This window comes from Desulfoconvexum algidum (assembly GCF_055382125.1).
The window spans coordinates 5,114,637-5,138,743 of the sequence record NZ_AP042394.1; the positions used below are offsets into that span (position 1 = coordinate 5,114,637).

Annotated in this window: 21 protein-coding genes; 2 read left to right on the forward strand and 19 right to left on the reverse strand. The window is 44.2% G+C overall.

Annotated elements, in window-relative coordinates:
- Positions 1–2: 2 nt before the first annotated feature.
- From ACZ45G_RS23120 to ACZ45G_RS23155, 8 genes are all read right to left on the reverse strand, one after another.
- Entirely contained in the window at positions 3–3,422 is a 3,420-nt protein-coding gene (locus ACZ45G_RS23120; RefSeq protein WP_464172871.1) for a hypothetical protein, read from the reverse strand.
- A 3-nt stretch (positions 3,423–3,425) separates the two neighbouring features.
- Positions 3,426–4,025, reverse strand: a complete 600-nt coding sequence (locus tag ACZ45G_RS23125) for a hypothetical protein (protein WP_464172872.1) — start codon at positions 4,023–4,025, stop codon at positions 3,426–3,428.
- On the reverse strand, positions 4,022–5,326 hold the full coding sequence (locus ACZ45G_RS23130; RefSeq protein WP_464172873.1) for a hypothetical protein: 1,305 nt from the start codon (positions 5,324–5,326) through the stop codon (positions 4,022–4,024). The genes ACZ45G_RS23125 and ACZ45G_RS23130 overlap by 4 nt, the downstream gene beginning before the upstream one ends.
- A 15-nt stretch (positions 5,327–5,341) precedes the next feature.
- Positions 5,342–5,812, reverse strand: a complete 471-nt coding sequence (locus ACZ45G_RS23135) for a hypothetical protein (protein WP_464172874.1) — start codon at positions 5,810–5,812, stop codon at positions 5,342–5,344.
- Positions 5,812–6,306 carry a hypothetical protein gene (locus ACZ45G_RS23140; RefSeq protein ID WP_464172875.1) on the reverse strand — a complete coding sequence of 165 codons (495 nt, stop codon included), beginning with the start codon at positions 6,304–6,306 and terminating at the stop codon, positions 5,812–5,814. The genes ACZ45G_RS23135 and ACZ45G_RS23140 overlap by 1 nt, the downstream gene beginning before the upstream one ends.
- 9 nt (positions 6,307–6,315) lie before the next feature.
- Positions 6,316–7,407 carry a phage tail sheath C-terminal domain-containing protein gene (locus ACZ45G_RS23145; RefSeq protein WP_464172876.1) on the reverse strand — a complete coding sequence of 364 codons (1,092 nt, stop codon included), beginning with the start codon at positions 7,405–7,407 and terminating at the stop codon, positions 6,316–6,318.
- Between the two features lie 118 nt (positions 7,408–7,525).
- A complete protein-coding gene (locus tag ACZ45G_RS23150; RefSeq protein WP_464172877.1) occupies positions 7,526–8,008 on the reverse strand; it encodes a hypothetical protein in 483 nt (160 codons plus the stop codon).
- Positions 8,009–8,296: 288 nt separating this feature from the next.
- Positions 8,297–10,360 (reverse strand): oxidoreductase, encoded by a 2,064-nt coding sequence (locus ACZ45G_RS23155; RefSeq protein WP_464172878.1) that lies wholly within the window; start codon positions 10,358–10,360, stop codon positions 8,297–8,299.
- Between the two features lie 319 nt (positions 10,361–10,679).
- Between ACZ45G_RS23155 and ACZ45G_RS23160 the strand changes: the two genes are divergently transcribed.
- Positions 10,680–12,479 (forward strand): putative Na+/H+ antiporter, encoded by a 1,800-nt coding sequence (locus ACZ45G_RS23160; RefSeq protein WP_464172879.1) that lies wholly within the window; start codon positions 10,680–10,682, stop codon positions 12,477–12,479.
- Positions 12,480–12,895: 416 nt separating this feature from the next.
- Here the strand turns inward: ACZ45G_RS23160 and ACZ45G_RS23165 are convergent, their stop codons facing one another.
- Genes ACZ45G_RS23165 through tmk form a run of 3 tightly spaced genes read right to left on the reverse strand, consistent with a single transcriptional unit; the run spans position 12,896 to position 14,198 of the window.
- Positions 12,896–13,087: a CooT family nickel-binding protein gene (locus ACZ45G_RS23165; protein WP_464172880.1), complete on the reverse strand. Its 192-nt coding sequence runs from the start codon at positions 13,085–13,087 to the stop codon at positions 12,896–12,898.
- Positions 13,088–13,094: 7 nt separating this feature from the next.
- Entirely contained in the window at positions 13,095–13,529 is a 435-nt protein-coding gene (locus ACZ45G_RS23170) for a DUF3842 family protein (protein WP_464172881.1), read from the reverse strand.
- A gap of 27 nt (positions 13,530–13,556) precedes the next feature.
- Positions 13,557–14,198, reverse strand: a complete 642-nt coding sequence (gene tmk, locus ACZ45G_RS23175) for a dTMP kinase (RefSeq protein WP_464172882.1) — start codon at positions 14,196–14,198, stop codon at positions 13,557–13,559.
- A 369-nt stretch (positions 14,199–14,567) separates the two neighbouring features.
- Here tmk and ACZ45G_RS23180 point away from each other — a divergent pair, with 369 nt between their 5' ends.
- Positions 14,568–14,888 carry a hypothetical protein gene (locus tag ACZ45G_RS23180; RefSeq protein WP_464172883.1) on the forward strand — a complete coding sequence of 107 codons (321 nt, stop codon included), beginning with the start codon at positions 14,568–14,570 and terminating at the stop codon, positions 14,886–14,888.
- 82 nt (positions 14,889–14,970) lie between these two features.
- Here ACZ45G_RS23180 and ACZ45G_RS23185 read toward each other — a convergent pair whose 3' ends face one another.
- The 8 genes from ACZ45G_RS23185 to ACZ45G_RS23220 all read right to left on the reverse strand — a co-directional run bounded on the left by ACZ45G_RS23185 (position 14,971) and on the right by ACZ45G_RS23220 (position 24,105).
- The gene (locus ACZ45G_RS23185) at positions 14,971–16,350 is read right to left on the reverse strand and encodes a sigma-54-dependent transcriptional regulator (protein WP_464179999.1); all 1,380 of its coding nucleotides are present in this window, start codon (positions 16,348–16,350) and stop codon (positions 14,971–14,973) included.
- A 5-nt stretch (positions 16,351–16,355) separates the two neighbouring features.
- On the reverse strand, positions 16,356–16,946 hold the full coding sequence (locus ACZ45G_RS23190; protein ID WP_464172884.1) for a tetratricopeptide repeat protein: 591 nt from the start codon (positions 16,944–16,946) through the stop codon (positions 16,356–16,358).
- Positions 16,943–18,409 carry a HAMP domain-containing sensor histidine kinase gene (locus tag ACZ45G_RS23195; RefSeq protein WP_464172885.1) on the reverse strand — a complete coding sequence of 489 codons (1,467 nt, stop codon included), beginning with the start codon at positions 18,407–18,409 and terminating at the stop codon, positions 16,943–16,945. Before ACZ45G_RS23195 ends, ACZ45G_RS23190 begins: the two co-directional genes overlap by 4 nt.
- Positions 18,410–18,676: 267 nt before the next feature.
- Positions 18,677–19,120 (reverse strand): DUF3795 domain-containing protein, encoded by a 444-nt coding sequence (locus ACZ45G_RS23200; protein ID WP_464172886.1) that lies wholly within the window; start codon positions 19,118–19,120, stop codon positions 18,677–18,679.
- 13 nt (positions 19,121–19,133) lie between these two features.
- Entirely contained in the window at positions 19,134–19,427 is a 294-nt protein-coding gene (locus ACZ45G_RS23205) for a hypothetical protein (protein ID WP_464172887.1), read from the reverse strand.
- Between the two features lie 174 nt (positions 19,428–19,601).
- Positions 19,602–20,843: a group II intron reverse transcriptase/maturase gene (gene ltrA / locus ACZ45G_RS23210; protein ID WP_464172888.1), complete on the reverse strand. Its 1,242-nt coding sequence runs from the start codon at positions 20,841–20,843 to the stop codon at positions 19,602–19,604.
- A gap of 649 nt (positions 20,844–21,492) precedes the next feature.
- Positions 21,493–22,896 carry a group II intron reverse transcriptase/maturase gene (gene ltrA, locus ACZ45G_RS23215; protein ID WP_464172889.1) on the reverse strand — a complete coding sequence of 468 codons (1,404 nt, stop codon included), beginning with the start codon at positions 22,894–22,896 and terminating at the stop codon, positions 21,493–21,495.
- 696 nt (positions 22,897–23,592) lie between these two features.
- Complete coding sequence (locus tag ACZ45G_RS23220) at positions 23,593–24,105, reverse strand: RNA polymerase sigma factor (protein WP_464172890.1); 513 nt, start codon at positions 24,103–24,105, stop codon at positions 23,593–23,595.
- Between the last annotated feature and the right edge of the window lie 2 nt (positions 24,106–24,107).

Here is a 24,107-nt window from a genome sequence, read left to right on the forward strand (position 1 = left end):
CATTATGGCACAGCCTGAAGCATTGCCGAATAAGCTATGTTGACTGTCTCCATTTCTTCTTTCAATTCATCATCCAGATTTCTTATTTTTGTAAGTAGCGCGTTTATCACTTCACTGATATCAAAAACATCGAGCAGCGGTACAATCTGGTCATCATAAATTGTCTGCAGGGGTTGAACCACCAAAGTATCGGGGTTCAGCGCCTCCGCTTTTTTAATGACATCATCAAAATCAGAGTCAAGTTTATTCATGTCCTCTTCAGGGATAAGAAGATTGACAGACAACGCATCTAATAAATTGCTGAATTCAGTTTCTACGATCTGCCTTATTTGTGCCGGGCTGATCTCGTCTAACTTGGATTCGATCTGTTCAAATATTTCATTGAGACTATCTGAAATAAAGTCAAAATTTATGTCCCTTAACCGTTGAACCAGCTCGTCCATAGATGTCTTCATGCCACCAAGAGAGTCAGGCCCTAATAATAGGTCCGTAATTTTGACCTGGAGCGAGGTGACCAAGGGGTTCACCTTTGAGATGATCAGCGATAGCCCGTCCCGCACGATTTGAGTGTATGAAAAAAGGGATGAGAGCGGCAAAATCAGTTGAGTTCTTAACACTTCTCTGATTTTTTCCTTGAGTTCAGCAGCGGACAATCCTGAAATTTGGTAATCAGCCAAAATAGATTCTGCCCCATGATAGGTTGCATCCCAGTTAATCAGTTCCGTTTGAAAACCAGTTTTAGTCGCTGATAATTTTTGTGTTAATTGGGTTAATGCCTGAAACGGCATCATAAAATTTTCTTCCAGCAGATTGGCCCGGCCAAGCAAATCAACCAAAGCGGCTTTTTCCGGTATTGATCCGGGAATAGCGTTGACAGCAGCCTGACACCTCCGAAACCCCTGGATCATGGCTGCCATTTTCACATCAGGGGCAAAGTCGGTTAAGCTGTCAATGGAAGGTTGAATATGGGTATTAAATTGAACCGTCAAACCTGATGCAAGTGTCTGCTCAATGGATAAAGCAATAGTTGACAACTGCGTCGTAAGTGCCATAGCATCTGAAAAATCAATTTTATCAACAAGCTCATCTGCCCATGAATTAAGCTGGCTTTCCACATCCGTAAACGCATCTACAACAGTCAGCGCCTTTTCACATGTATTTTTAATCACATCACCGGTATCTACAACATCCTGTATAATCTCAAGCACTTTGTCGATCTGCTCAAATATTTCATCAACCGGCATTGCATCAATGACCTTATTGATGATTTCATTTATCTGATCGGATAAGGGCTGCACCAGATCACCCGGCTTTAATCTGAAAATTAGTTCTTTCAGATTATCAAACACAGGTTCAAGGGGTTCGATGAGTTGACCTGGGTTGGCATATTGCTCCAGTCTTTCTTTTAAGGCATCGAGAAGGTCTTCCATGGGTTCGCCAACCAACTCACTGGGCTTAAACATGGACAATTGTTCTAATAAAGTGTTAAACGGTTCGGATAAAGCGTCTCCAATAATAGCAGAGGGGTCAAATTCTCTTATTTTGTCTAAAAGTTGCCCGGGCAAATCCTCAACCTGGGAAATAAACTTAACCGGACCATCGTCGATTATTTCCCCCATTTGATCAATCAGAGGATCGATAACAGGATTCAAATCAGAAGGCAATACCGCCACCGCTGCATCAAGAGCCATCTCCATCATTGTATCAAGTTGTGAAGTATCTATACTTGCAAGTGCGTCAGTAACCCCTTCAATGCCATCGACGACCTGATCGGTTACCGGTGCAAAAGAGATGGAAGAGATTTGCTGCTCAACTATGGATAAGGTTGTCTGTATCTGATCCAATGCGTTGCTGACCGCCGGATCGTTCAATAACCCGCTGATACTGTCAAAAATATCATTCAGGGGTTGTCTGACGGAATCAGGATCAAAGCCATCCACAAGACCGCTGATTTCCGTAATCAACCCACTAATCACATCCTTTACGGGTGCGAACAGGTTTTCCATCTGTGAGGTCAATTCAACTCGAAATTCTGCCAGGGTCTGGCGTACCTGGTCGGTCAGCGATTCGGTATCAATAGAATCAATAGCAGATTCTACTTCACCAAATGCAGACCCAATTGCCATGGTCATAGTTACCATGGCATCATCAAGTGCATCAACCGCTGACCTCAACGCGTCTGCCACAGTTGAAAGCGGATCCTGTATTGCCTTCAAATCGATTTGATCAACCAGATCATTAATCCATTTAAAGATATCATCTAAAACAAATTCAAACTTTACCATTAACCTGGGATCGGGCGTTAATTTAATTTGATCAAGCAGGGGCCCCAGACTATCTGAAAGGCTGTTGTCACCAAGAACCGATACCAGATGATCCATCTGATCGTGCAAATCATCAACAAAATGCTCAATCTTATCTTCAAGGCTGTTGAGTGTTTCAGCATAATTTTCAGGCAAATTCTCTTTTATCGTCTGAAATTGTGAGAGAATCGGATCAATGGCTGCTATAATAGCGGTTGTCTCACCATAATTTTCAGCATCAATAGCTGTCTTCAAATCGGCAAACCCGTTGGAAATACCGTCTGCAACCCGTGTCAAATCCGTTAAAGGAAGATGTGTTGTTATAGCAGCCGTCATTTCTGTCGTAATTGGATCAAAAACCTTAGGATTATGCTCTCTGATAAAATCTGACAGATCCGTAAAGGTCTCTTCAATACTAGCGGTAACCCCTGCTGCATCCATTTCCTCAAATCTCACCAGTACATCCAAAGGATCTCTAAGGTCATCAATGACCGGCAGTGTTACCGGCAATTTGCTGACCTTATCTATCAAACCGTTTAAGGCAATGAGTGAGGATTTAAGGGTAACCGGCTGCGGTAACAGATCGAGCATTGCACCCGCATTTGAAAAAGAAGATTTGACGTTACTTTCATGGGGTTCACTAGCACCATCTCCTGTATCAACAGGTGCGTCACCGGGTGCATCACCGGAACTATCATCTGCAGTGCCCCCGGCATTTGAATCTCCAGGGACCGTGCATTTCCAGTCAAGCTGGGTCAATTGGTAAATTGCCATGGCAGCTTTAAGAGAAGACGTAATAATGTCGGAAATATCATTTCCGACAGATGACTCGATGTCTCCAAGCCTGGCGGTAATATCTCCGGTAACCGATCCCAGGTCTTCAGGTAATGCTGCTGTAATTGCGCCGAATCCTGATGTAAGCCCGTCTCCCAGATCAAAGTCGGGTAGCGGAAGCTCGCCCACAAGCTGCATCAATCCGTCCAATCCGTCGGGTGGATTATTAATTAAATTTGTAACAACATCGACCACAGAGGCCAAATTACCGATTTGCCCTGCAAGGTCAACAGAAAACGTACTGCTATCTGAAATGGAGCCCAGGCTTTCAAAAAGTGTCGGCATGCGTTAATCACTTCCCCCAAATAAATCGGTAATAGCTAAAACAGCACCACTCAGCTCAGAAACCGCTGCCCCAACCTCGTTCAGCGCACCGGCCAAAGGGGCTGTCGGATCCTGCAGGTTTGGAATGCTTGGGATGCCGTCAATCACATCCAAAGCGCCGGTAACAGAATCAAGTAATCCGTCAACACCATCTAACAAGCCGGCATCCAGATCAGCTAAGGCATTTGTTGAAGGCGGCGGTGGCGGACTTTCCCGAATAATCAATTGATAATTTGTTTGATCCGGCACATTTGCATTCTCTTCTATAAAAAGTTGCTCAATGACAACGTATTGTACACTGGTAGCAGTAATGATATCCGCCACAAATGTGACCGGTTCTCCCTCAGTAAATTTTTCCCGGAGTGTTTCCAGAAATGTATCCCGTTTTTCATCACCGAAAAGACTCCCTGAAATGGCGATACGGACGGGTTCGGCATTCATATCCTGGAATAGATTGCCACCTTTTCCGGGCACCGGCAGCTCCACAAAAGATCGACTCTCAAGGGATCGAATTGATTCGATGTTTGGGATTTCCCAGTCGCCCAATACCGGTTTTACTATCATCTTATATCTACTCCATATCGCCGGGCCTGGCGTATAAGCTCATCTGTAACAATCGATGTAAGAGATTGTGAGCCTGATGCTGCCGGTGAAGAAACCGAATGCATTTGCCGCACCGGATCTTTTTGATCTTTGGGCCCGGTTTTAAGTTGTTCGATCATTGGATTCTGGTTATTGGACATATTTCTTTCCAATTCATTGCTTCTGGCCTGCCCTAGGTCGGTCTTTGACAAATCGGATACAACATTATGGGAACTATCCGTTTTCTTAGTATTTTTCTCTGTCTCACGGGTCTGATATCTTTTTTCGTTTTTTATTTTTTTCCCGGTACGTTCAATCGTCATCACACTATTTTCAATCAGTTCAATGGATGAAACAGCTGTTCCTTTTTGAATTTTTATCAAGCTGTTATGATGACCTTTTTGAACGATGATTTTTGATTGATCCTGGTTAACCCTCGTATTTTCAAATAATTGTTCACCCGCTATGTTGTCAGATTGCCTTATTGACAAGGAAGATAGCAATTTTTCTGATGATTCATCCATGGATTTAAATACATTGTTCTGATTGCCTTTGGATTCTTTTGCATCAGATAACCTTTCCATAGGAGCGTTACTCATAGATAATCCTGAAATATTACCCAGTGTTTTATTCAAACGCTCGCCCAAATTGTCATCTAAATAATTTGGCGAATTTTTCAACTGAACAGTGTCGGGTACTGAAAATTTTTGAGTCCTTTTCGGATAATCTTCTTCTAATATCTTACCTAAATCCTGACCTATGATTTTTTTAAAACTAAATACCCTCTTTGCTTTATTCGTATCCTTTTCAGAATCATTTTTATACGCAGTTTCAAGCAGATTGAATTTCTCCTTGGTATCGTTTGTCTTCTTCTCTCTATCAACCGCCTTTGATCTATTTTCCGAATAATTTAACAGATCATCTGATATCAGTCCCACCGTTTTTATCGTTGCATCTTGCTTTAATTTGTTCTGTTTTGCGCAAGTAGCCTTATCATCATTTAAAAATGTGGGTCTTTTTTTTGATATTACAGGTTTTTGTTCAATTTCAGAAACAGGTTCTGATGTTGAGATTATCGTAGCGTTTTCGTTTTGTTTTTGAGCATATTGACACTCCAATACATGAAAAGGAGAATAATCGACCAAGGCTATTTCCAGGTCATTGAGTTGTCTGAAAATATTGAATGCAACCGTCTGTGCTGTTAATGCACCTGGCGCCGTATTTAATCGACGTATCATTTTTTTTACACGCCTGATTGAATTTTCTTCCGTTACCTTACCCATTAAATATTCAATTCCTTAACTATTTTTTTCCAACATCTTTAAATGAAGAAGAATCTGTCCCAGTGTAAGATCATTAATCTGCTCTGGTGTCCATCCAAACTCCTGGGCCAAAATAAAAGCAGCCTTGGTTAGTGGTGCTTCCATGGCAGTTGAAAATTGATCCGGTTCTGTTTCAATCCCACTGATTCTATTCACATTGGCAAGAATAAATTCCAACAGACCCACATGCATTGCCATTACCTCGGCAATTTTCATTTTCGGCTCCACCAAAGATTGCTGAACCATCAGCGCTGCAAGGAGATCCGAGCTCTCCTTTGCAGCGCGTGAAATGGTCTGTAAATCACTCACCGTTAAGGGTTTAAGCTTAATACTATGAGATGTATTGTCATTTTGGTTTTGAATTCCGGGCGTTAACACTTCAGCTGACAATTTAACATCATAGGTCAATTTAGCGCCTGCAAGTAAATCTTCGGCAGTCAACATCATTAAGCTTCATCCCCAGTGGTCATAAAAAGTGCCTGAAAACTGACGGATTCCATTAAAAAATCATCCTCCGGCATATCATATGTCCAGGAATCAATTTTTACGCCATGAAGCGTCATTGTATTCCGGGTACCCGGTGTTGCAGCATTTTCTGCCATCAATGTAATATTAAAAGACGGTTGTGCCCAGCTTGCCGAAGGTCTCGCTTCAGCAGCTTCACCCAGCAACAGTTTTAACATTGCGCCGTTGATCATAGCCCGACCGATGGTTCCGGAGATATGAACATTTCCGGGTCGCAATTCAGTTGCATATCGCTGGCCTACTTCATGAAATGCTTTTACGTCTGTTTTTACTATCATTTTTACGCCTTGAACACGCCCGACTGAAATCAATTCATATGAATCAATTACACCCTGAGCACTTTCGCCTTCGATGCCTTCCGGTGTCGACAAGGTGATTGAACCGTCTGCACCTGTAAAAACACTTGTATTCGCCATGGTTGCCTCCTACTGCAATGATAAAGTTACTCGAATATAATCAATGGAAAAGGTCGGTTTTAATACAATATTGACGTTTGCCCGACCTGCAATTTCATCCTGCCGTGTGGCCACAACTTCAAGCTGATACTCAGTAAGTGCTTCGTCTTGTACCATTGTCGTCAAAAATCCATCAATCGCGCCTTCCATTGCTTTTCGAACCCGCAGATTGTTCAGTCTTCCAATAAATGGATTGCAGACCTGCCGAATACCGGCTTTCGCGAAATCAGTAATTCTACGCGTCGTAATCTGACTGAATGCACCATTTTCCGACGCCTGGGTACCAACGCCACGAACCACACGTATTCCACGCCGGTCTTCAAGGGCACAAATGCCGCCACTCACTAATATTTTCATGTCACCATAGGAAAATTTAGTACCAAGAGTGGTTAATCCTGGGACAACTTTATTCGTCGGGCTTGACTGGGCTGCTAAACTGCTGATAAGTCCGGCCACTGCCGCGGCACTGTATATCCCACTGAGGGTTACGTTCTCGCCTTTTGGAAGTGCGACTGCATCAAACGTCACTATCCCGGGTGCAGTCATCACAATCCTTTTATTCGAAACCACCTGCCCTGCAATCGCTGATGCACCGGTTTCATCCGCACCAATCACCGCAATCGTGTCTCGACCCGCTGCTTCCGCAGTGTCAACCAAACTGCCAAATAAGGTATTGGCCTGATCTGTTGTTAACTCTGGTGCAACCAGTATATTCACATTATCTTTTAACAATTCATTAAACCCGGTTGCGAAATCAGGTTCTGATGAACCGGCTGCCAAACCGTATGCATAAATCGTTCTGGCACCGCTTCTGAAAAGAATCTCCAGGCTTCGCGTTAAGTTAAGTGTTCCGTTGCCATCATCATACGCATCGTACATTCCAAACGCAGTGCGGGCTGATTCATAATCAGACAACACTTTTGTACTTCCGGTTCCGGTTGCAGCGGTTCCCACAATACCGATATTTCCAGCAGAAATACCACCCGCTGAAATGAGCCCTTCGGCCTGAACCCGAACATATGTTCCCGGTATAATTTGTTCTGCAAATTGATCTTCGGCCATGCCTTCACCTCCTGATTAATACATTTTCTAAAACGAGTGTTCAAACAATTGTCCCTCATAAAAAATAAAGTCAAAAATCATCTAAAATACAGCGTTCTAATAAAAAAAATAGGTAGCTTTATAAGCTACCTATTTGAATATTTTGCGAAATTGTTTCGATCACTTCATCACTGGCGTCAGGATGGACAACATATTCATAGAGTATCTCAAAGGTAAGCGTCTGTGAAACCGTTAAATTGTTACCACTTCCTTTCTCCGCCACGTTCCCGTTTTCTTTCAGCCAGATCTTTTGAATACCCAATTCAACCGTATCTTTTCTCTTTGCTCCAAGAAGGGATTTCATGACAATACTCGCAGCTTGATTCAGTTCACTCCGACCACCGGCTTCTATGAATACCAATATCTGAGCATCAATCCTGCACCCAAAAAGTTCACTATTGGCTTCAGAACCAATCCCCACAAAACCACCTATTCCAGCAGTTAAAAATTTCCGGGGATGAACATTCCAAATAAGTTCAATATCAGGGTCATTTATTTCCGGTATCAAAACACCAAGAGATACTTCCAAATCTTCAAATGCTTCTTGATTTATCTCTGCCATCTATATCTATCCTGTGACTTATTTTGATGTAACTTATTTTGATATAGTTGTTTTTAAAATAGGATTGAATAAATGTTTGAAATCATTTGTGCGAAAATTCATATTAAACAGAAGACAGTAAGAGAAGACAATAAGAGACGTTTTAAAAACAATATACCCAACCATTTTTTCATTAATGTGTCAATGTTTTTTTATAAATTTTTCATCAACAATATTTCATTAATTCAGGAGTCTCTAAAAACACCTTCCCACGCTTTTCACCAGACTGCCATTACCCCGGAGTGTGAATTAAAACTTGGCCGCTAACCTTGTACCCTGGTCTATGGCGCGTTTGGCATCCAGCTCAGATGCCGTGTCTGCACCACCGATAATCTGAACCGGCAGATGGGTAATCTGATCCACCAGTTTCCGATTGGATTCCTGGCCTGCACAGATGACCACATTGTCCACCGCCAAAAGTGTGGGTTTACCCTCCTTGAGCAGGTGTAACCCTTGATCATCTATCCGCTTATATTCGCAGTCGGAAAACATTACCACCCCCTTGCGTGTCAATTCCATGCGATGAATCCAACCGGTGGTTTTTCCAAGATTGTCCCCCACTTTCCCGGTTTTGCGCTGCAGGAGATAGACCTCCCGGGGGGAGGGTTTAAACTTTGGCCTAACCCCCTCTACTCCGCCCCGTGCCGTAAGAGACATATCGATTCCCCACTCGGCCATAAACGAGGGTATATCCTGGGCAATGGACGGCCCCTGATGAATCAGAACTTCACAGATATCGAAACCAATACCACCGGCGCCAATGACCGCAACCTTTTTGCCCACTTCAACACCGTTCACAACATCGATATAGGTCAATACCTTGGGATGATCGATACCATCAATCATGGGTTTGCGGGGGATGATGCCGGTGGCCAGTACCACTGCATCAAAATCCCCCTGATCCAGCATTTCCCCTGTAACCGTTTTGTTGAGCTTTAATTTTACACCGGTCAGTTCTATTTGTCGGCCGTAATAACGAAGGGTCTCATGAAATTCTTCCTTCCCCGGAATCCGCTTGGCAATATTAAACTGACCGCCTATTTCCCCAGCGGCTTCAAACAGGGTAACCATGTGACCACGGCCTGCGGCGGTCGTGGCAAAGGCCATGCCGGCAGGACCGGCACCCACCACTGCAATTTTTTTAAACTGCTGGGCTGGTTTAATCAACAACTCGGTTTCATGACAAGCCATTGGGTTCACCAGGCAACTGGTCAATTTGCCGGCAAAGATATGATCCAGGCAGGCCTGGTTACAGCCAATGCAGGTGTTGATCTCATCGGTGCGTTGTTCCGCGGCCTTGCAGACAAACCCAGGATCGGCCAAAAACGGACGTGCCATGGAAACCATATCCGCATCCCCCCTTGCCAGCACCTGTTCTGCCACATCCGGCATGTTAATCCGGTTGGACGTGATCAAGGGAATCTTCAACGCAGCCTTCACCCTGGCAGTGGCCCAGGTAAAGGCGGCCCGGGGCACCCGGGTGGCGATGGTGGGTATACGTGCTTCGTGCCAGCCGATACCCGTGTTGATGAGAGTTGCCCCTGCCAGCTCGACGGCTCTGCCCAGGGTAATCACTTCATCTAAAGAACTGCCCCCCTCCACCAAATCCAGCATGGACAGCCGATAAATGATAATAAAATCAGGGCCCGCCGCTTCACGTACCCTGCGAACCACTTCCTTGGGAAACCTGATTCGATTCTGATAATCCCCTCCCCACCGATCCTCTCTCTGGTTGGTACGCAGCGCTATGAACTGGTTTATCAGATAGCCCTCAGAGCCCATTATCTCAACGCCATCGTAACCGGCATCCTTTGCCAGCAATGCACATTGGACAAAATCCCGGATCTGCTGCTCAATTTTTTCATCGGTCAACGCCCTGGGCAAAAATGGACTGATGGGCGACTTGACCGCCGAAGGTGCCACCGCATCAGGATTAAACGCATAACGGCCTGTGTGAAGTATCTGCATACAAATCTTTCCATCTGCCGCATGGACCGCATCGGTCACAATTCGATGGTTTGAAACGTCCTGGGCCGAGGCCATCAATGCCGCATCTGCATGAACCGCCCCCTCCCTGTTGGGGCCAATGCCACCGGTTACGATAAGCCCCACTCCGCCACGGGCACGTTGGGCATAAAATTCCGCCATTCGGGTAAACCCATTGGGAAGTTCCTCCAGTCCCAGGTGCATGGATCCCATCAACACTCTGTTTTTAAGGGTGGTAAAACCCAGGTCCAGAGGAGCAAACAGACGGGGAAAGGACGGATGCTGGACATTTTCATTCATGGGTGTTGCTCTCTTTTTTTTATCCACTGATCTTCTTCCTCTTTCTCTTTCATTAATGAATCAAGAAAAAATGTCTGCTTTTTCTCTAACAGATCATTGATTCTCACCCCCCAGAATTCCACAATCGTTGTATCAGGCCTAAAAAATAAATTTACAAAAAAAAGTTTATCCTATTATAATAGCATTTTTTTTGATTCAAGAATACAATCATGGAAACGCGAAACCATAGACCTGATTTATTCGTACAAACGATTGCGGTAAGACGGAATCAAGATTGTCAGCCGAATATACACCCATAATTTAAAATTACGGGACATATTTTCCGAAAAAAAAGGATGCTTGTAAAATGAAAACCATCGTAATGATATTTTTAGGAAGCATTATTTTCACACATGCCGTGTTCGCAGCAGGAGGGCATTTGTCCCCGGAGGCATTGGCATTCCCACCTGCCCTTGAAAGTTATGGAGACAGTGGCCTTAGCATTTTTGCAATACTAAAGTCCCGGGCAATCAAGGTGCCGTTCAATGTGCTTGCAACGCTTATTTTTTTTCTGGCAATCATCCATACGTTTTTAACAAGCAAATTCATTGCTGTTTCACATAAATGGGAAACTGAACATGCACATAAGATAACAAAGGGACAGGCCGGCAAATATTCTGTTTCCCACGGGGCAAAACTGCTTCACTTCCTGGGTGAAGTTGAGGCGGTTTTTGGTATCTGGGCGGCAGCTCTTGTTTTTACCATTATCGGTTTTTATGACTGGACAACAGTCGTCACTTACATCAGTCACACGGTCAATTTCACCGAGGCCATGTTTGTCGTTGTGATCATGACCCTTGCATCAACCCGGCCTATTTTAAAACTGACTGAATTTTTCATGTGGAAATTTGCAAACCTTTTTGGCGGAACCCTAACAGCCTGGTGGTTTACGATTCTCACCATTGGACCGATTTTAGGTTCTTTTATCACTGAGCCGGCTGCCATGACCATATCGGCACTTTTATTATCTTCAAAATTTTATGCGTTAGAGCCCAGTGAAAAATTTAAATATGCGACCATCGGACTTCTTTTTGTAAATATTTCAGTGGGAGGGACATTTTCACATTTTGCGGCCCCCCCCGTTCTTATGGTTGCAGGGAAATGGGATTGGGGTATGGGACATATGTTCCTGAACTTTGGCTGGAAAGCCGGGTTGGGCATCCTTTTGGCAAACACTCTTTACTATTTGATTTTTCGATTTGAATTAAAACAACTCCAGGAAAAATTCGCCCTGTTTACGTTAAAGGATAAAATTCAAAAAAAATATATGCGCCAGAAAGATCTTGAAGCTGAGTTTGATAAACTGGAAAATGTGCTGGGAGATCAGCTTGGATTTGCCAGTGAATTTGAACGCAGGTCCCAAAAAATGAAAAAAGATATCGGCAAGATCATTATAGACCGCCATCAGGCTGCCTTTGCTTCCGAAGGAATTGATATTGATCTGGCAAGAGCGGCCTATGAACAAAGGTTTGATGAAATTCAACGGCGGGAGATGCGAAAAACAATACCCGGATTAATGCCTGAACATGAACGACCGATTATTCTTGATCCGGAATGGGACAACCGGGATGATGACGTCCCCCCATGGATCATGATCGTCCATGTGTTGTTCATGGTCTGGACAATTTACAATGCACATCACCCCGCCCTCTTTATTCCGGGGTTATTGTTTTTCATTGGGTTTTCCCAAGTCACCATACCCTACCAGAACAAGATTGACCTCAAGCCACCGCTTTTAGTCGGTTTTTTTCTGGGGGGACTGGTGATCCATGGCGGCGTTCAGGGGTGGTGGATTGAGCCGTTATTAGGTAATCTCAATGACATATCACTGATGTTTTCAGCAACCATTTTAACTGCGTTCAACGATAATGCCGCCATCACCTTTTTAAGTACCCTGGTCCCCGGATTTACCGATAGTTTAAAATATGCCGTTGTGGCCGGAGCTGTCTCTGGCGGTGGTTTGACTGTAATTGCCAATGCACCCAATCCAGCGGGTCAGGCAATGTTAAAAAAACATTTTGGAAACGGCATCTCCCCTGGAGGGCTGTTTTTAAGTGCCCTTATACCAACCCTTATAATGATACTCTGCTTTCTTGTTTTTCAATAGCAGCTGTTTGGGGGCAGTTTGAACACAGTATCATCTGTTTACACCCCAATTTTTTATAACCTGAATGATTTCACTGATAAAAGCGCATTTGCATTCAGGCGAACAAGGCGACAATATATTTATATTCAAACAGCGCCCAGGGCATTCCCTGCCCTCAGGTTTTCTATCAAAGAAGAAGGGGCCGTCATACAAATCCAGCAGTAAATCGGCATTGATCGCTATGGTGGTATTGCACGAGTGATTGAACAAAAACATACCCAATCTCAGATCTTCAAAAAAAACCTGATATCCAATCACCCGAATTGTTTTATCAGATAAGAAATCATCTCTGGTTTCCCATTGATAACCGCATTTGTTGCATTTCTTAAACATTTAAAAAATACCGACGGGTTTATGCATTAAAAGTGGAATCCACCCTATTTTGAGGTTTTAATGTATACTTTATGGTCCACCAGGGAAAGGGAATGGATGCTTCCCTTGATAAATTTTTGTTCACCAAAAATAGACACCAGACGAACCCCATCCTCTTCGGGTTCAACCTTGTCAACAGCTTCCATAACCAATACTTCTTTTTCTGCTTCCATTATATATGCACTTGCTTCACACATGATTTTTTTACTCCTCGTCTAAAAAAGATAAATGGGATTCTATGAGTTCATCCACCAAAAGGGGCAGGGACAATCCTGCCACCCCCACAATGGAGATGTTTTCCTGGGTCAGGGGCAACAATACTTTTTTGGCTTGGGAAAGACAGACCGCCTCTGCCATTTCCGGGGTAACCTCCCCCATCATGGCATGGGCCATGATAATGCCCACAGGACCGATAATAACATCGGCCTTTTTAACCGTCTGCACAATGGCATTGCTGCCCGACGCCCCTTTGTTTGCCCTTGCTTTGAGCATCTGAGCCGTTGCAATGGCATTGGTACCAAGGGCGATCACCTCTATGGACTCTCCAAACCGCTCCTTGATCCGTTTGATAACGGCAGATCCAATGCCGCCGCCCTGGCCGTCAATAATGCAGATTTTTTTCATATCATTTTTATTCATAACCTGGCCTTTGTCGCACATTTGAGTTTACAATAAATCCTGTACAATTTTCCAGATATTTTTTTCCACCCGGTCCGGAAGGTCATTGCCGTCAACAATTATTACCTTTTCCTGATCCTTAAGTCGCTCAAAGGCCAGAAAATAATTATCCCTGACCCGTTTTAGGATATCAATCTTTTCATACATGTCCAAAGAATCACGATTGGCCCGGATCCGTTCAATACAGATATCTGGATCCACATCAATAAACAAGGTGGCCGTAGGTCTTAGAATCTTGGCATTCAAGGCGTTTGCCTGGATCACCCAGTCCATATCCATATACTGGGCATGGTAGGCATAGGAAGAAAAATAATACCGGTCGCAGACGACAACCTGCCCCTGGTCCACCATTGCCTTGACCCCATTTGCCCGATTCAGCAAATGATCGGTCCTGTCCGCTGCAAACAATGAGGCAATGGTGAGCTGGTCTGTCTCAACACTGCCGGACAGCATTTTTCGAATCAAAGAGCCCACCGGGCCGTCCGTGGGCTCAAAGGTGGAGACCGCCAAAATCCCTTTTTCTATCAACCGCTTATGAATCCGCTGCATCTGGGTACTTTTACCCGATCCGTCGATCCCCTCAAGGACCAGGAACCTGCCCGGATGATCACCTATTTCCAATTTACTCACTCCACTTGGCTCCAGTTCTATTCTTATGAAAACTGTTTTATACCAATATCCCGGCTCCTTGGCAAGACAACGAATGTCAATCAATCGAAGATTCCCTGATTTTTTAAAAAAGGTGCAAAAATTGTAACCCGGGGCAATGTTCTCGTAACTTAACGCCTGTGTAGAATTCTACCGCCATCATAATAACATTTATTAAAACAGATAGTTACTGTTATGGCATGGGGGTTGCTATATAGGTCGTTATCCCTTTGACGGTGGAAGGTATCCACCCTTGGGTTGGCTTTTTCAACAAGCACGGTTTTGAAATGATCTGGTTTGTTTGAAAAATTTATAATGGCATTTAATATACTTTTAAAAGGAGTAACAACGATGAAAAAATTTCTAACAGCGGTATTGGCTATTGGGTTAATTGGAATGGCAGGTCTTACATTTGCTACGGCAAAAACGATTTCTGAGGATACTGTGGCAAGCAGTCAGGCAAAATCCGGTGAAATGGAAACCCAGGAGTATGCGGGAATGGTTGTAAATACAGAAAGCGGAATTACCCTGATGGCAAAAGATGCCGCCTATTTATTGATAGGTGAAAAACTTGAGGACCTGGTAGGGAAAACGGTAACGGTAAATGGAAAACTCATAAAAGGGGATATTGCCGACACAATTCTTGTTGCCAAGATACGAGAGACAAAATAAGCACCCACTCAAATTAACAAGCTTTTAGACCGTAAAAGGGGAGAAACTATAGTTTGGGTTTTCTCCCCTTTTACTTTTTTACTCAGTTTTTAAATTCAGATACGATGATATCGTATTTTTTTATTTTGTAATGTATGGATCTTCTGCTGATTTTCAAAAGATCCGCCGCCTTTTTCTGTACCCCGTTGGCTTGTTTAAGGGCACGAATGATGGTGTTTTTTTCACTGTCCTCAATGGAAAGACTGTCTTCGGATATGGACGGTGTTTGTTCCCGGGTTTCCAACTGCAGGTCAGAAGGCGCAATTTTATGATTCTTGCACAGGACAATGCCGGCTTCCAGGGCATTTTTCAATTCCCTGATATTGCCGGGCCAAGGATAATTTAGCAATAGTTCAAGGGTGTTATCGGCAAGCGTCACCTGGGGAAGCTTGTGTTCCCTGGTATATTTGGCGACAAAAAAATCTGCCAGTTCCAAAATATCTTCTTGTCTTTCCCTCAATGGCGGGACGGTAAGGGTGACAACCTTGAGTCTATAGTATAGATCCTGGCGAAACCTTCCGTCTGCAATATCCGCTAGAAGATCCGCATTTGTTGCCGACAACACTCTGCAGTCAACACAAATTTCTTTTATGGCGCCAACCCGTCGAATTTTTTTGTCCTCAAGAAATCTTAACAGTCTGCTCTGCATCTCCTGTGAAATATTTCCGATTTCATCTAAAAACAGAGTGCCCTTTTCCGCGGCTTCAATGAGACCTGTTTTGTCTTGAACCGCATGGGTAAAAGATCCTTTCATATGACCGAAAAGTTCGCTTTCCAATATTCCGGCAGGCGTCGAGCCGCAGTCGACAACAATATAGGGATTGTCTTTTCTCAAGCTGTCCTGGTGTATGTATTTTGCGATACATTCCTTGCCGACACCGCTTTCCCCCAGGATAAGGACATTTGCATTGCTTGCGGCCACCTTCTTGGTGATCTGGTAAAGGGCCTTCATGGCCGGGCTTTTACCCCAATAAAAGTTTTCTTCGATCCCGGCGGAACCGGATTGATCAATGGCGGGTTGGTGATTGGCGGGTTGGTGATTTGCAGATTGATGATTGACAGGTTGCTGCTTGGCAAGGATATCATGGATTTTGATGATTAACTCCCTGCCGTCAAAGGGCTTTGAAATATAGTCCACAGCACCTTGTTTTAAGGCATTTACGGCACCGGGTATGGTGCCATAGGCCGTTAAAAAAATAACCGGCAGATCGGGCAATATCTGTTGCATCTTAGCAAGAAGGTCCATGCCACTCATGGCAGGCATCTTCATATCTGAAATCATAAGAGCTATGGGCACTTTCTTCAGTATCTGAACCGCGGCCTTTGCACTACCGGCTTTATGGACCTGAAACCCTGCAGCGGTAAGCCTGGCATCAAGGACTTCAAGTATATTGGGGTCATCATCGACAATTAATATGTTCACCTCGTTCAATTGGCTTTCCTCTTTTCCTGAATCTCCTGGTCAATATTTTCAAGTTCTGAAATTTGATATTGAAGGGTTTTAATCAATTTTTCCAATTGACAAATTTTTGTGTTTTCCTTTTTAAGAAGGGTGTCCATCGCTTGATTTTTTTCCAAAATTTCCAATTGGTATTTTTTGTTTGCATCGGCTATCTTTTTAAGAGTTTGTATCACAAGCAGGGGATTTTCAATGGGGTTATTAGCAGATTTTACAGGATGCCACTGGCTTAATAATGCCATTGCCTCGGTAAACTTTTCCTGGGTTTCAGACTGGATAAGTTTTGTACAGGCAAGATTGTATCGGGCAATGTTTTGAATACCAGGATCTTTGCTTTGGTTTGCAATCAAGGTGAAAATTTCATCTGCCCGGGTGTATTCTTCTTTGAAAAATGCGGTTTCCCCTGATTTTAGTGTTTTTATTTCAGCGTAATTTTTCCCCGGCTGGTTCCCAAGGTAGCACCCGGATAGGGTCAAGCAAAAACACAATAGCAAAATATATCCATACCCCCGAGAAAATCCTTTGGAGATGGTGGTTTTACCAATTGGTACCGGTATCATCTGTTTTCTCCCTGGGTTGTTATTGATTCATTTGTTGTGGGCAGGGTGAAAAAAAAAGAACACCCTCTCCCTTTGTTGTTTTCCATATAAATGATGCCGCCATGGGCATGGATTATCCGCTTGGAGATACTCAATCCAAGCCCCACGCCATCCATATGATCCCTTACCTCTTTTGCCCTGTAATATTTTTTAAAAATCAAGGACTGCTCTTCCTCAGGGATTCCAGGGCCCTGGTCAGAGACTCTGAAGGTGAGGCCCTTATTATTTTTTTGGTCCAATACATGGATATCCACAACACTGTTCGTGTCGGAAAATTTTACGGCATTGTAAACAATATTGAGCAATACCTGAATGATCTCCTTTTTTACACCCAGTACCATTGGCGCATCACCTAGTTTGTGCAATCGGATGGCAACATCCTTGATTTTTCCTTTGGCGATTAAACTATTGGAAACTTCCCCAAGCAGCTGATTGGGATCAATGGGTTCGGGACGAATTTTTCCTGAATATGATTCCAACATGGAGACATCCAGAAGACGGTCAAGAAGATCGTTTATTCTGCTTATTTCCGAACTGGCAATTTTTAAAAATTTCCTCTGGGTATCATTAACAGGCCCAAGAACTTTTTCAATTATCATGTTCACAGATTCCCGGATGGAAGAAAGCGGTGTTCTGATTTCATGACTCAAAATGGCAATGAAATCGGATCTGATATCCTCATCCTCCTTGAGCTGTCTGCTCATATTATTAAAAGCTGCGGCAAGTTCACTGAACTCATCCTGGGAATTGATTTCAATTCGATGATAATGATCCCTGGAAATATCGTTTAGCCCGTGCTTTAATTTTTTTATGGGTCCTATCATTGATTTGGAGATAAAAACTGCCCCCAGGATACCGGCAAAAAGGGATACCAACATCCCGATCAAACTCTTGTTAGCGCTTTGTCTGCCAAGGTCATTGATTCGAATAAGTGCCTGCTCAATTTGCCCTTGATTCTCTTTTCTGGCAGTTGAAATACCCTCCATCCATTTGTTCATCAAGCTGTCTTCAACCCAGACTGACGATTCCTGGGCAGATTCCAGGCGACTTGAGGTGTTGGCGTTGTCTTTGAAACTTTTACGGAGCCATTCCCATTGGCTGGAAACTGGATATGTGGGGGCATTGAGTTTTATAATTTTGTCCAGCCCCTCACAAAAATCATTTTGGGCTGTTTCAAAATAGGACAGATACACCTTCTTTTTAAGTAGCTTAAATTTCTTAAGGTTCACATCCATGCTGATGAGGTTATCTTGCATGCCCTTTGATAACGCTGCGACCTGGTTATTGATGCTGATAATCTGCTGGGATGTTTCCTTTAATCTTTGAATATCGATAAATAATACCAGCAGGGTGCCATAAAAGATAAAAATCAGGACGAAAAACAACATCAGCAACTTGCTTGTTATGCCAAATCTTATTTTCATTCTGCCAAATTTTATCCTTGTATTATCTTCCACGGTAAATTGTCAGAATCTTTTGCTCATCTTTGCGAACCTGCCTTTTGTTTCAATACGATCGAGGTTTTACCATACTCACCCATGACAAGTCAAACCAGGCAGATCCCTTTCACTGGCCTGGGTGTTATGGAAAATGGAAGATGGATGGAGGTGCCAGGACCGGCACCCCTTTGGATAAAATAATTTTATAATCTGGTACGTGATCACTTCGAAATTATTTTTTTTATCAGTCTGTTACACTGTTTCCACAAGGGCCTTGCAATTGGAACAACGCCTGGCACCCCGGAAGAGAGGAGTTTTACACTGGGGGCATTCATAGCGGGCCTCTTCTTGTTTTACCCAGGTTTGGGTCCCTTGTTTTTTCCGGGCAGGAACAGACCGGAGAATCTCTTGTTTGCCCACTGGAACTGGAAATTCATCAATTAAGTTGCAGGGGAATGTGTCGCATTGATGGCAGCCGTCACGGTTATTTTCCATGGCGCAGGTCCGAATTTCGCAGGTTTGGCAATAAACAAATCTTTTGTCTGACAGACAGCCGCTACACACGATCTGTTCCGGGGTAACCCCATATGCCTTGGCCAGTTTGCCTTTTAATTTTTCATTGTTGTCACGGCTTGCCATGTACACACCGCAAACGCCACAGTAAAGACCGCAGGGGGCCAATAATTCCGGGTTCATTTTTCTATTCTCCCTATGGGTATTGAAACAAGTTAAAATTGTCTGAATTTACCAGGCCTTTTATGTTTTCCATGAAGGTTTTTGGGGCCGCATAATCCGGATGGCTGCGAAAAAGCGTGGCAATCCGGTTCAGCTCATCCAGCTCATGGAGACAAGATTTGTCAAACTCTTCTGTTGGAAACCTTTGTTCATGGGTTGCAAACAATAATTTTTTCGGCCTGATCCAACCGGTTTTAACGGCAGCCGGCGCCAACCGCTCACAGAGGCAGGGCTTTTCTTCATTGATAAGGCCGCAATTTTTCTGCATGAATTTTCTAACACGGCTTCTGGCCCGGGAAAGGCGCTGGCGAAAGGCTTGAGGGGTCCGGGTAGAGGCACCGGTTACCCGGCGCCTCCCCCAGTTGAGTAGCCCAAGGGAACTTCCCCCTCAGGCTCTCTCAGATCCGTACGTGAATCTCTCGACTCATACGGCTCCTATCGCTCAGCCGTTTTTATACAAGACACTCCAATGGACAAAAATATTCGGCTGATGTTCAGCAATTTTCCTCAACCATCTGGTTGCCTTCCGTTGACGCCCCCTGAGTTTCTTATATTTACAGGTTGCCCAACGCACCAAGCGCCAGTTTATATGATCGAGAATCCCAAGCATTGCAGAAGGATTGAATCGCCCGTAGTAATTAATCCAGCCTCGAATTATCGAATTACATTCTCGAGCCAAATCTTCAAGCGTGTCCCCTGGCCGTAACTGCCAGTTCCAACTACGTACTTTCTGCCTGATTGCTTTTGCCGCCTTGTTGCTTATCGCTGGCGTGAAGCTTACAAAGAATTTTCCCCTGCGAGTCCTTGATAATCTGGAACGAAATGTATATCCCAAAAAATCAAATTTCATAACAGGATATTCTCCTTTACGATCCCCATCTTTGCAATAAACTATTTTTGTCTTTTCAGGGTGAAGCTCCAATCCACAATTACCAAACCGTTCCTCCAAATCAGCCTTCAATTGGTTGGCTTGAGATTCAGTTCGGCAGTGACAAACAGCATCATCGGCATAACGCTCAAAGGGAACATGAGAGTACTTCCGCTGCATCCAATTATCGAACACATAATGCAAAAATAAGTTTGCCAACAAAGGACTAGCCACTCCTCCTTGCGGAGTTCCTTTTTCAGGGTAAACAAGTGATCCGTCCAACATTGCAACTGGGGCTTTAAGCCACCGTTCAACATACAGAAGTATCCAGCGACAGTCGGTATGCTTTACTAATGCTCTCATCAGGAGTTCATGACTAATATTGTCGAAAAATCCTTTGACATCGAGATCTAATACCCAATTATATCGCCAGCATCTTTTGCGTGCTTGCCCCACTGCATCCAATGCAGACTTGTTCGGCCTATAACCATACGAGTCTGGGTGAAAGTGAGGTTCCAGTAGCGGTTCAAGATACTGTTTCACAACCATTTGGGCAACACGATCTGCCACAGTCGGTATACCAAGGGGCCTCATTCGACCATCCCCTTTTGGTATCTCTACACGCTTAACTGGTGGAGGAAAATAACTGCCGGAAGACATCCGATTCCATATTTTGAAGAGGTTATTGGAAATATCTTCTTCAAAATTACCTATGGATTGATTATCTATCCCAGCACCTCCACGGTTCGCTTTTACGCATTTGTACGCTTCCCAAACTTGACGTTTTGAGATATTAAACGACTTTACTTTTTCCAACAGAATCCTTCCCTTTTCGGGTTGTTCTTATGTTAAAAGTTGAACGACGCAACCCCTTTGCTCCAGCCCCATTACAGTGCCTTCATCACTACTACGAGTTGCTCCGCCCCTGTGCTCCGCATTGGTACTCTCATCCTTGTGGGGCTTCCACTTGGATTTCTCCCTTAACATCGGAACGACAGGTTCCCACGTTCCATAAGAAAGCCTAAGATAAGTTCATGCCGCCTTTATGCCGGATATCACCCAAGCAGTAACCAGATTCCCCTTGGACTCCTCATGGAACAGATCTGCAACCCCATTTTTGATATCACCATACACGCTTTCGACACGTCTTCAGCGGTTCGCTTGCGCTCATCTCCATATCTCATACCTGACAGGATCTTGTCCTGCCTTTTCCGTGACGCTCACCACCTTGACTCTTTATCAACGCAGCTCACGGCGGTTTGGCGACTACTTCTGGAAGTCGTCGCCGGAGGGCCTACCTCCATCTTTCTTACAGTTGCGAACAAAACCTACTTGCTCTCGTGGCACACCAGACCCGTACGTGCGGAATTCCCGCATACGGTTCCTCAATCCCAGCTCTTTTGACCAAACTGGAAACCAAACAATTCTACTCGTTTAGCGCATAACTTTGCTGTCCCCCAGACTATCAGATTTTATGAATTATTCTTGGTTTTGGCAGGGAGTACAGTGCTTTAAGGTCCTCAATCTTGACCATTCCCTTATGGCACCTTCGTGATAGCCAGTACTTCCATGCCCTCAAGGTGTAATGAAATGCCTTGGCAATTGCATTAAAATTGCACATCACGCCAAAATACTGATAATAACCCCTCAATTTACTACTCAGGGTTATAAACTGCCATTTCAGGGGACTGTGCCGGTTCTTCTTGCACCATCCCCACACCATTTTCTTAAAGCGACTTAGGCGCGTCTGGGCTGTTTTCTTTAAAACAACCCAATAACCACGGCCAGAGACTCCCTTGTAAAAGGTAAATCCCAGAAAATCAAACGTTTCAGGTTTGTAGCATTGACCATTTTTGACAAATGGTCTACCAAAACGTATCAGTTTTGTCTTGTCTGGATGAAGTTCCAGACCAAAACGAGCAAATCGCTTGGTCATTGCCTCTAATGCCCTTCTGGCATCCGATTCCAGCTCAAAACCCGCCGCATAATCATCAGCGAACCTAATCAAAAAACTTCGCCCTTTCATCCTTGGCTGAACTTCCCGAACAAACCAGTCATCCAGCACATGATGAAGAAAAATATTGCTGAGCACGGGAGAAATAACTCCTCCCTGGGGAGTACCGGAATCAGAGAGATAATACTGTCCTTCCTCTATAACACCGGCTTTCAGCCATTTCCCTATCAGCCGAATGATTCCCCCATCATTGACCCTCAGTTTGAGAATCTCTCTTAAATAATGATGGTCAATATTATCAAATAATCCAGTAATATCTGCACTTACTATCCAATTTGTGTTCTTCTTCATGCAGTTCTCACGCAGTTCCTTTATTGCCATATGCTGACTGTGCCTGGTTCGAAAACCATGGGAGAAGTCGTAAAAGTTCGGTTCATAGATTGCGCTCAGTATCATTTCAACCGCTTTCTGGACTATTTTGTCTTCAAAAGCCGGGATACCGATCGGTCTTAATTTGCCGTTCTCTTTTTCTATCCAGATCCGTTTCACAGGAGTTGCAACGTACTGACCTCTGCACAGTCGTTGATATAGATTATAGAGGTTTTGGTCGAGGTTAGCGGCATATGCCATGCCCGTCACCCCGTCCACACCTGTGGCCGCACCTTTCTTTATTCTCCGTAATGCCTCTTTTAACAAGGACAGGTCGACCCTGTGAGATAGAGAGGTGAAGGTCATTTCTGGATTCTTCTTTGCCAGTATGGAAATGTTCGATAATGACACTTCTCCCACCAGTAAAGGCGGTTTGCCACCATCTTTATTTTGCATTGAGCTTGCACGATTGGTTTTGCAAGTGGTCTGTTTCACAATTCTACGGTTTTGCGTTGATATGGTTTGTGATCTCTGAGTATCTCCCATAATTCCCTCCGTATTCACGTTATGCCCGGCTTCACCTTCCCTGCAGTGGGTCGCTTGGACATCACTTCCCCACCTTTCCGATCAGATATTCTCTACCCGATCATCGGTAATATGTTCCGCTAAGACTGCCCATAGTCCATCTCAGGTTTGTTCGCTGTTCGCTCTCCGCCCCTGATACCTTGTGATGTTTGCCCAACCTTATTTGTAATTCCGGAATTCATTCCATAGAAAATGAGTTCCAGACTTGTTCAAGGGAGGTGGACATTCCCCTTAAACACCGGGAATTTTGGTACGGATATTCCTGTGTCCGTGTTTTCACAAGGAGGCTGTGGGCTCTCTCAAGTTCCCGAGTTACCCCTTTGAATACATGCCCTGGTCTAAGACTACGGTGGTGTCCACCAAACTCGTCATGGCGTTCAGTGGTCTGTTGCCTTCCGTCAGACTAAATACGTCGGCGTTCACTCCTCCTGATATAGGGCGGAGTTTATCCAATGACCACGATTAATATTGTTTTCGAAGCTCAATACAAGGCCTACATTCTCGATCACGCCCGGCTTAGGACTCCTGTTACCAGGTTTACCCTCGGACTTCTCTATTGATCTGCTGACTAAGCTTTGATCAAGTGGGATTTGCACCCACTGGGTAACAATAACAAATTTCAAAGAGTTTATTTCCTCCTTTCCCGATGTTTCGGGCTTATCTTGACGCAATAATCTCCAATATATAAGCGCCCTCACTGCTATTTACTTCAAATATTTCGCCCAGGACATATGCCATTCGCAGATTGCGGTCCAGACATTGAAGTACAGCCTGGAGACAGTTCAACCGTAATTCTTCCACAATTAATTTTTGTTCGGCCTCGGAAATAGAAGGGTGCCATGTATCTGCAAATCCTTTGTCAATTTGCTGCTGGCATTGTTCAAAATTAATTTCAGCAAGTTCGGCACGTCGTTTCCGGGTGTTCAGCAGGTGATTGGCCGAGATACGATATACCCATGTCATAAAGGCACTTTCTTTCCTGAAACGGCTTAGGTGGGTAATGACTTTAATTAATATTTCCTGGGCCGCATCTTCGGCATCTTCAGGGTGGGCAAGCATGCGAAGTGCCAGCCTGTAGACAGGATCCTGAATATATAGGACAAGGGCTTCAAGGGCTGTTTTTTCCCCGGACATTGCCAGGCCAACCTGTTTTTCGATAGAATAGTCCATCT